Origin of the sequence: Candidatus Methanodesulfokora washburnensis, from assembly GCF_003947435.1 — an archaeon.
In the GTDB taxonomy this organism is placed as follows: Archaea; Korarchaeota; Korarchaeia; order Korarchaeales; family Korarchaeaceae; genus Methanodesulfokora; species Methanodesulfokora washburnensis.
On sequence record NZ_RCOS01000123.1, the window covers coordinates 1 to 5,336 of the forward strand.

Genomic DNA, 5,336 nt, shown 5'->3' on the forward strand with positions numbered 1-5,336 from the left:
AAGCTAGGAGTTACTCGAGGCCCCTCAAGGATAGGAGGAGCGGAGGCCCCTACAGGGACGTCACTTTCCTCGTCCTAGAGCTCGAGGACGTAAAGAAATACGATAGAGTCGTGAAGCCCAGGAGGTTCATAACAGTGGGAGGGAAGTACTTAACGAAGCAGGAGTATGAGGACATGAGGCCTCACTAATTATCTGAAATTTCTGCCTTCCACTATGCCTTATTTCGGGGGTTCCCTAATACGTATTTAAATTTTGGGATCACTGAATTTCCCGATGGAATTGAGGGAGGACGAGCCCTTATTCAGCCCCTCCGATACCATCCGCTACTTCGCGGAGAGGAGGGGAGTTTCAATAGACTCCTTGAGGATCCCGGATGCTATTGACATATGATAGAGGCTTATTTGAATGTGCTAAGGGCCTTATCAAGGGCGAACCCATAGAATGGATGTATGGAGAAGCCATCCTGCACCGGCCGATTCAACGGTGTAGAAATAGGAGTTGGCCTTTTCCCGATCGGAGCACCTGCCGCAGCAGCCATACTCGAGGAAGCAATTGCATGCGGAGCTAAGATGATCATCGAGGTCGGCTTGGCCGGAGGCCTGCAGGAATTCCTGAAACCGGCTGATATAATAGTCGTGATGGAGGCGGTACGCGACGAGGGGACCTCCTATCATTACCTCCCGCCCGGAGTGAAAGTGGAGTCTTCTTGAGGGAAACGCTGATTGAGCGCTTGAATGGGTAAGGCACTTCGTCGGCCCAGTTTGGTCCACTGACGGCGTTTACAGGGAGACCTTGGGCAAGTTCCGCAGATTCAGGGATAGCGGCGTCTTGGCTGTGGATATGGAGACATCCGCAATTTTCGCTGTCGCGAAATATAGAGGCGTTGAAGTTGCTTCAGCTCAGGTGATTTCAGATATACTGACGGAGAGGGGATGGTTCCCAGCCTTTCACGAGAGATATGTTAGGGAAAGTGCGGAAGTCCTGCTGAAGGCTGCTCTAGAGGCTCTCTCGAAGAGCTGAAAGTTATGCAGCGAGGGATCCCCTTGGTAGGCGAGGAAAATGACTGCACTACCTTCTAAGATAAGTTTCGAGTGAGCGTAAAGGCTTTCAGCTCGTGCTCTACTGGTCCCAATCATCCTATCGCGCTTTTCGGCGCAGAGCAGGAGAATAATAAAAGCTTAGAGAAGCTTGGCAGCTCTCTTAACCTAGAAACGAGCTTGAGAAATTCTCCCTTACCCCATCTAGAGGCCCTCTCGACGAACTCGCTTAAGCTCCTCTAGATCAAAGAGTAGAGCTCCCTCCAGGGAGCGGAACCCCTGAGGTCTATGAATGCGTAAGGCCTATCGCTCTCATTCAAAGCTGTGAGCACAAGAGAGGTTTTCCATCCCTCCTTATCCCAGAAACCACCGTTATAGTTCTTTCAAGTATTTAGATAACGCCTCTAGTTCCTCATCGAAGTCGTACAGGTCCCTCCTCGACACCTTCGGTCTCGGGTCGAACAGCAACTTTCGCACCGAAAGTTACTTCCGCAGCGGAAGTAATAAACCCTTCTCGACTCGGGGCATGGGCACCTCGCATGAGAGAAGGGGTCTCCGATCCTCCCGATGGGAAGTATGAGGACCAATCTCAGGGAACCTCTTTTAGGGAGCATCCATACTCCAAAAGCTCCCGTGGTGAACGACATGTTTTTATGTTCGATAAGAAATGCGTGGTGATGCAGGAGCTCCTCAAGAGGATAGTCATCGATCCGCAGGTCATGGCAGGTAAGCCGGTGATACGCGGCACTAGGATAACAGTCGATCTCGTGCTGGAGCTACTGGCCGCTGGAATGAGTCCGGAGGAAATTTCTCAGGATTACAGAATTAGCATTGAGGATATACGCGCTGTATTGCTATATGCCGCAAGAGGGTCGCATCTCGATTTCCCTGGACTTCGAAGTTCCGGCAGAAGCTTCTGAACTATTGAGAGTTTATATACCAATACGTATCAGTATACATAATGAGCACTAAGGTAATTCCCGTGAGGTTGAGGGAGCAGGAGCTGAAGCAGATAGATCAGCTTGTTGAATACGGAGTTTTTAGATCGAGAAGCGAAGCAATAAGAGAAATTATCAAGCTTGGCATTGAGATAGCTCATTTATCTGAGGTGTTCAGAGCAGTCGATAAGCTTTTCGAGCTCGAGAGGATGGAAGGCAGGATACCTATAGACCTGAGCGGTGCAACTCAACAGCTTCTGGAGGAGAGGGAAATGCTGCGAAGGTGATTGGCTTGAGGGCTCTTGTTTTGCTCACTTTGGTTCTTGTCTTGATTATTTCATCACTAGTTGTTTATTACATAAGCAGGGATTCGGATAACGATGGAATATCTGATCTCAAGGAGAGGGAATACGGAACAGATCCGAACAAGCTAAACTACCTTCTTGCTTACGCTTTAAAAAAGCTGCCTGAGAAAGAGGCTTTAAAGTTTAAGGATGTTGACTTCGATGAGAGCTCTAAGGGATTTGTTGACCTATACGCAAGTCTACCGCAGGATAAGAGGAGCTCGAAGGAGGTGAATGAGCTTCTGGATAAAATTCTCTCCGATAACAGGATTGATGATCTCGAGAAGAATTTGTTCGATGATAGATTTGTCAATCCAACCTTACCTACAATAGATAACTTAAATTGGACTCCAACAAGGGAAAATTTGGATAAGATTTACGATATTAATGTGACATTTGTTGCTAAAGACGATAAAACACCAATAGCTTATGTCGAGCTTCGCTTTGTTCCTGTTGAGTATACATACATGATTGAGAAATATGGGATAAGACCAGAAGATTATCCCAAGGTATTTCCACCAGATAAGGAGAGGGATTTCGTCCTGACTCCAGTTGATGGGAAATTTGATAGTCTGGAGGAGAAATTCTCAGTTCCTATAAAGGATATTGTCGGTGGAAGGGAGTATAGAATAGTCGTCTTGGTTAAGGATTCGGCTGGAAATGAGAGAACTGCTGATATGAAAACGCCATACATAAGGCAGTTTGAGAACATCGCCAAAACTGATAATATAATTATTGCCGCTTTTTACTACAATTGGTACACTAAAGGGTACGATATACCAAAGGATTTGCCAGATAAACCGTTATTGGGTTTATATTATTCAGATGACAACATAGTTTTTAACAAGCATGTTGACTGGGCAACTGGGCATGGAATTGATGTTTTTGTATTTCCATATCCATATCATAATCCAAGAATAGCATTTACATGGCTAGAAAAAATATTTAGGAAAAATATGGAGGCTGAATTATTTAATCAAATAAAATTTACTTTTGGAAGCACATTTGTAGATGAGACCGGCATACCTCCTGGAGTACCTTGGGATTTCGATAACCAAACTGTGAGAGGGGAGTTTGTCAAAGCTATCAAGGATTTAATTTCTAACTATGCATCTTTGCCAAATTACTGGAAAATTGAAGGAAAGCCAGTTATAGTTTTATGGGGTTCACACGGATATTTATCCTCAAATAATAATGTCGAGAAAGCAATTAAAGAAATAAGGGAATTTTCTCTTTCTACAACTGGGAGAGATTTATACATAACATCTCAGGTTCCAGTTGTTTGGAGCGAATCGGACGTAAGGGAATTAATAAGAAATAGTGATGCAATTTATGACTATGTACCACTACCATTATGGCTTAGGCATCCTATGAATTTGAAGGACGCAGTACCATATACAATCGAAAGAATGTTAATTTGGAAGGATATAAGTATGAAATATGGAAAACTTTTTATTCCTTCAGTAGGCCCTGGATTTAATGATACATATAACTACACAGCTAAGCGAAAATTGTCCATCGCCATCCACAGGCTTCCTGAAGGATTCAGATTATATTTAAAAGAAGTCAAAAAGACTTTTAATCCAAAGGTACTATTTCTCACTTCGTTCAACGAATGGTTTGAAGATACGAAAATAGAACCTGCACAGAGCTATGGCTTTACCTATTTGGAAATTCTAAAGGATGTGTTGAGAGGTGGTTAGCTTGAGAGCTCTTGTTTTCATTGCTTTAATTCTTGTCTTGATCCTTTTATCATCGCTAGCTATCTACTACATGAACAGGGATTCGGATAACGATGGAATCCCTGATTATAAGGAGAGAGAATACGGAACAGATCCCAATAAGCCCAACTATCTCCTCGCTTATGCTTTGAAGAAGCTGCCTGAGAAAGAAGCGTTAAGGTTTAAGGATGTTGACTTCAATGAGAGCTCAAAAGAATTTGTTGATTTATACGCAAGCTTATCTCAGGATAAAAGAAGCTCAAAAGAGGTAAATATGATTCTGGATAATATCCTCTCGGATAACGTGATTGATGAGACTGAGAAGAATTTGTTCGATGATAGATTCGTAAATCCGAGCTTACCTTCGATAGATAATCTGAGCTGGAATCCTACAAGGGAAAATCTGGATAAAATTTACGATATTAATGTGACATTCATAGCTAGGGATGACAAAAGTCCGATAGCCTATGCTGAGCTTCGATTCATTCCTGTTGAGTATACATACATGATCGAAAAATATGGAATGAGGCCAGAGAACTATCCGAAAGTTTTCCCACCAGATAAGGAAAGAGTTCTTGTTTTAAATCCTGTTGATGGAAAGTTTGACAGTTTGGAAGAAAAGTTTTCAGTTCCAATAAAAGACATTGTTGGTGGGAGAGAGTACAAAATAGTTGCTTTAGTAAAAGACCTTGCTGGAAATGAAAAAATAGTAGAAGTAAAAACACCTTATATAAGACAGTTTGAAAATTTAGGAAAAGAATTGTATGACAAAGGAATAATAGTAGCAGCTCATTACTATAATTGGTATACTCCTGGACAGGGTATACCAAAAGATTTGCCTGATAAACCATTATTAGGTTTATATTATTCTGACGATAACATAGTTTTTAACAAACATGTTGATTGGGCCACAGGGCATGGAATAAATGTTTTTTTATTTCCATATCCTTATCATAATCCAAAAATAGCATTTATCGGGCTTGAAAAGACGTTTAAGAAAAACATGGAAGCTGATTTATTTAACCAAATAAAATTTAGCTTCTGTAGTACGTTCCTTGACGAAACTGGAAAACCCCCTCCATATAATTTTGATAACCCGGAGGTGAAAGAAGCGTTTGTTAAAGCTGTTGAAGATTTAATTTCAAATTACACATCTTTGCCAAACTATTGGAAAATTGACGGAAAGCCGGTTATAGTTACTTGGAGTACGCATGCGTATCAATCAAAAGAAGGTAATATAAAAGACGCTTTTGAAAAAGTTGGAAGTAATAAAGATATTTATATAATTGGTGAAAT

At 42.0% G+C, this 5,336-nt stretch carries 6 protein-coding genes and 1 pseudogene; all 7 read left to right on the top strand.

The window, feature by feature from the left end:
- A partial coding sequence (locus D6D85_RS10440) for a DUF365 domain-containing protein (protein WP_125671982.1) occupies window positions 1-188 on the top strand: 188 nt, incomplete at its 5' end.
- 261 nt (window positions 189-449) lie between these two features.
- Complete coding sequence (locus tag D6D85_RS17065) at window positions 450-710, top strand: phosphorylase family protein (protein ID WP_125671983.1); 261 nt, start codon at window positions 450-452, stop codon at window positions 708-710.
- 40 nt (window positions 711-750) lie between these two features.
- Window positions 751-1,020: pseudogene (locus tag D6D85_RS17070) on the top strand (phosphorylase family protein); the annotation flags it as partial.
- Window positions 1,021-1,714: 694 nt separating this feature from the next.
- On the top strand, window positions 1,715-1,957 hold the full coding sequence (locus D6D85_RS10455) for a DUF433 domain-containing protein (RefSeq protein WP_237558825.1): 243 nt from the start codon (window positions 1,715-1,717) through the stop codon (window positions 1,955-1,957).
- Window positions 1,958-1,998: 41 nt separating this feature from the next.
- On the top strand, window positions 1,999-2,262 hold the full coding sequence (locus D6D85_RS10460) for a ribbon-helix-helix domain-containing protein (RefSeq protein ID WP_125671985.1): 264 nt from the start codon (window positions 1,999-2,001) through the stop codon (window positions 2,260-2,262).
- A 5-nt stretch (window positions 2,263-2,267) separates the two neighbouring features.
- Window positions 2,268-4,022, top strand: coding sequence for a glycoside hydrolase family 99-like domain-containing protein (locus D6D85_RS10465; protein WP_125671986.1), 1,755 nt, complete (start codon window positions 2,268-2,270; stop codon window positions 4,020-4,022).
- Window position 4,023: 1 nt separating this feature from the next.
- Window positions 4,024-5,336: hypothetical protein (locus D6D85_RS10470; RefSeq protein WP_133308315.1), on the top strand; the 1,313-nt coding region annotated here is incomplete at its 3' end.

Coding starts and splice junctions, on each gene's coding strand:
- D6D85_RS10460 (WP_125671985.1), top strand. CDS start 1,999: ATGAGCACTAAGGTAATTCCCGTGAGGTTGAGGGAGCAGGAGCTGAAG.
- D6D85_RS10455 (WP_237558825.1), top strand. CDS start 1,715: ATGCAGGAGCTCCTCAAGAGGATAGTCATCGATCCGCAGGTCATGGCA.
- D6D85_RS17065 (WP_125671983.1), top strand. CDS start 450: ATGGAGAAGCCATCCTGCACCGGCCGATTCAACGGTGTAGAAATAGGA.